3 protein-coding genes are annotated in these 3,581 nt (G+C 54.1%); 2 read left to right on the top strand and 1 reads right to left on the bottom strand.

The window, feature by feature from the left end; all coding sequences use genetic code 11:
• A partial coding sequence (locus IGS51_RS03265; protein WP_297075846.1) for an IS5 family transposase occupies nucleotides 1-724 on the bottom strand: 724 nt, incomplete at its 3' end.
• A gap of 88 nt (nucleotides 725-812) precedes the next feature.
• Here IGS51_RS03265 and IGS51_RS03260 point away from each other — a divergent pair.
• Nucleotides 813-959 carry a hypothetical protein gene (locus tag IGS51_RS03260; RefSeq protein ID WP_297075844.1) on the top strand — a complete coding sequence of 49 codons (147 nt, stop codon included), beginning with the start codon at nucleotides 813-815 and terminating at the stop codon, nucleotides 957-959.
• 437 nt (nucleotides 960-1,396) lie between these two features.
• Nucleotides 1,397-2,992 (top strand): DEAD/DEAH box helicase, encoded by a 1,596-nt coding sequence (locus IGS51_RS03255; protein ID WP_297075841.1) that lies wholly within the window; start codon nucleotides 1,397-1,399, stop codon nucleotides 2,990-2,992.
• Nucleotides 2,993-3,581: the final 589 nt, after the last annotated feature.

Below are 3,581 nucleotides of genomic sequence, written 5' to 3'. Positions count from 1 at the left end.
ATACGCTATCTGCCTCATTGTCGTCATCCAATAAATGTCCCAACACTTGCGAATCATGCACTGCTGCATCGGTGACTTGATACTGCCGGGTCAAACCAGACTCAGCATCGATACTGACGTGGTTTTTGTACCCAAAATGGCACACACCTCGTTTCTTCGTCCATCGAGCGTCCGTGTCTTTTTGCGCCAATCGATGCGGCTTGTCCTGCCAATCTTGAGGGATTTCGCCCTGCCTGAGTTGCTGCTTCTCTGAGTCGCTGTTGTGTTGCTTGGGCACAGGAATTAAGGTCGCATCTACAATCTGCCCTCCTTTGGCAGCATAGCCCTGCTTGATTAAGTAACCATCGAATTGCTCGAATAACGCCTCAATCAACCCCTGCTCAATCAGTTGTTTGCGAAATAACCAGACGGTTGTTGCATCAGGCACTTCATCGGACAAACTAAACCCCATGAACTCCATGAATGACAGACGGTCACTGACTTGATATTCCAGTTCCTCATCGCTGATGTTGTACAACTGTTGCAAAACCAGGAGTTTGAACATCACCACGACATCGATTGCTTTGCGTCCCCCATTGCTCTTTCGAGGTTTGTCATGGATTTGCTCCAATGTGGGTCGAAAGTCCTCCCAAGGAACAATTTGGTTGAGCCGCACCAATAGATCTTTTTTCTGCCTCAGTTTGGCTTGGCGTTCTTCCCAGTCCCAAAATCCGGCTTGGCTCATCAGTCTTCACCCTTTCTCTCTCTCTGACTATGATCTCACACCTGTCTCAAATCAAGACACCACTTGACCAATTTTTCGAGGTTCCCGATTGTTAGTCTCGTATCTGTTGGGGCATCCAGTAATTTCATTGGCGCAGCGCGATCGCCCATCCCGCTTGGGCTTGGCAAAGCAGCGTCTGCTCAAAGGGCGTGTGTTGTATGGCGCTTTGTGTGGTGTGTTGTATGGCGTTTTGTAGGGGCTTTACCGGATTCACGCGGCATCTGCCAGGGTGCGATTTTATGCGATTTTAAGGTGTTGAACAGCGTGCGGCGTTGGCTTCGTGTCCCGCTGTAGCTGATAGCTGAAATACCGTTTATCCCGTCGCTTTTATTCTGAATTGGGGGGAGGACGCATCCCAGGTCTGCAAGTTTGCCCTCATCCCCCCAGCCCCTTCTCCCTTTTGGGGAGGAGGGGAGCCAGGAGGGATTTAGGTTGATGGTTGCAAAATTGGGATACACCCTGTGGGGGCTACCCGTTCGCTGAGCTTTTTGATCACGATGGGTGACTCGTTTTCTGGAAGCCGCAGCGCAAGGTTCTCGGGGCTTTCAGTACACGCGAACTCTATTCCGGGCCGTCCTTTGCTACAGTAAGCCTTAGAGATTTTGCCTGTTGCTTGCTCACAGCGCTTCGTGCATGACTGCCCAAAACGCGACTGCTCCCACGCCGCCGACGCTGCGCCCCTATCAGGTGCAGTTGATTAAGGATCTCTACAACAAGCTGGGCGAGGGCTATAAGCGCGTGGCGGTGATTGCTGGGACGGGTGCAGGGAAAACGGTAATCGCCGGGCAAATCTGCGCCCATGCGGAGGCGCGGGGCTGTCGGCTGCTGTTTTTGGTGCATCTGGATGTGCTGGTGGGGCAGACCTACGACAAGATGCGGGCCTTTGGGCTGCACTGCGGCTTTATCAAAGCGGGCTGGAAAGAAGACCCCACTGCGCCAATCCAGATTGCCAGCGTGCAAACCATGACCAAGCGCCACTGGTGGAAAAAGTGGCACGCCGATGTGGTGCTGTTTGACGAGGCGCACACGACGGTCTTTAGCCAGGTGGGGCAACAGGTGCTTTACAAAACCCATCCCCAGGCGGTGCATCTGGCGCTGACGGCGACACCCTATCGCCTGGGCAAAGCGCAACTGGGCGACCACATGGAAACGCTGGTGGCTTCGCCAGTGCCGTCGGTGTTGCAAAAGATGGGCTATCTTGCGCCGATGAAGTATTACGGGCTGTCGGCGGAGCATCAGATTGACCTGTCGGGTGTGGGCACGGTGGCGGGCGACTATGACGAGCGGGCGCTGAAAAATGCGTGCGATCGCCCCGAACTGGTGGAACGCATCGTGGAAGAATGGCTGCGGCTTGTTCCCGACAAGCGCACCATCGCCTTTTGTGTAGACGTGGAACACGCACGGCACGTTGCCGAAGCCTTTAACCAGGCCAATGTTCCCGCAGCGACGGTGGATGGCGAAACGCCCATCAAAGACCGTCAGAAGCTCTACGCCGATCTGCGCGACGGGCACATTCTGGTGCTGACTTCCTGCAACGTGATCAGCATTGGCTTTGACGAGCCAAGTGTGGAAGTAGGGCTGCTGCTGCGGCCGACCCAGTCTAGGGCGCTGCATCATCAGCAGATTGGCCGCGTCATGCGAATTGCGCCCCACACGGGCAAGCTGCACGGCACGATTCTCGACCAGGCGGGCAATTTGGCGCGACTCGGCTTTCCGGAAGACATCCAGTTCTATCACCTGCCTACGCGAGAAGACCCGGAAGGCAAGGGCATTGGCAGCGCTCCTACTAAGCAGTGTCCTGTCTGTGGCCGCATCGTGCCCATTTTTTTGATGACCTGTCCCGACTGCAAGCACGAATGGCGAGACGAAAGCCAGGTGTGTTTGGATGATCTGGAAGAGGTGCTGAGCGACGAGCAGGTGCAGATGATCGAGGAGCAAGAAATGCTGCGATTTTTCCATGCCCAGCGCAAGCGCAGCTATCAAGAGGGGGCGGCCCCTTCGTGGAGCGATCGCCGCTTTTTTGAAAAATTTAACTGTATGCCCAAGGATGCCTGGTGTCTCGGCTCCATCTTTGGCGCATCGCCCACGCTAGAAGACAAGCACAACTACAAGCATTATCTGATGCGCGTCGCCCAGCGCCAGGGCAAGTCGATTGCCTGGGTGATCAGCGAGTTTCAAAAAGAATTTGGCCCCCACGGCTGGGAGGCGATTTTTCTGAAAAATGCCTGACTCAGAATGCCTGAGTCTTTTCCTGAGTTTTTCCCTGAGTTGTTCCATGCGTCCAAATGCAAGAAGCAGACAGCCAGTAGCCCCCACCGCTGTCTGCTTCTGCGAGAGTGATCGGAGTCACTCTCCCGTTTAGAATAAACGGTCTGGCAAAAAATGGTGTGAAGGCAACCATTGATTTTTGAAAATATTTCTTGAGGGATTTGTCAGAAATTAAGAATGATGGGTAAAGACTTCGGACATCGATGCGGAGGGCGCATTCCAGTTCTGCAAGTTTGCCCTCATCCCCCAGCCCCTTCTCCCAAAACGGGAGAAGGGGAGCCGGATTGGCAGTCCCTCTCCCGCTTTGGGAGAGGGATTCAGGGTGAGGGTTACACAAGTGGGATACACCCGATGCAGACATTGATTCGGACATTGAACTGATATCACTTCTCCTGAGTGGGGCGATGAATGAAACGGCTGGACATTCCGTAAAGGTCTGACTCGCAATCTAACTGGCAATCTAAGAGGGTGTTTGAAGAGGTATCGCCTGTAATATTAAGCACTCAGAGATCCCCCCTTAGCCCCCCTTAAAAAGGGGGGAAACCGCCTT

Origin of the sequence: Thermoleptolyngbya sp. M55_K2018_002 (assembly GCF_015295965.1) — a bacterium.
Classification (GTDB): Bacteria; Cyanobacteriota; Cyanobacteriia; order Elainellales; family Elainellaceae; genus Thermoleptolyngbya; species Thermoleptolyngbya sichuanensis.
The sequence above is the reverse complement of the archived record's forward strand: the minus strand, read 5'-3'. Positions and strand labels throughout refer to the sequence as shown.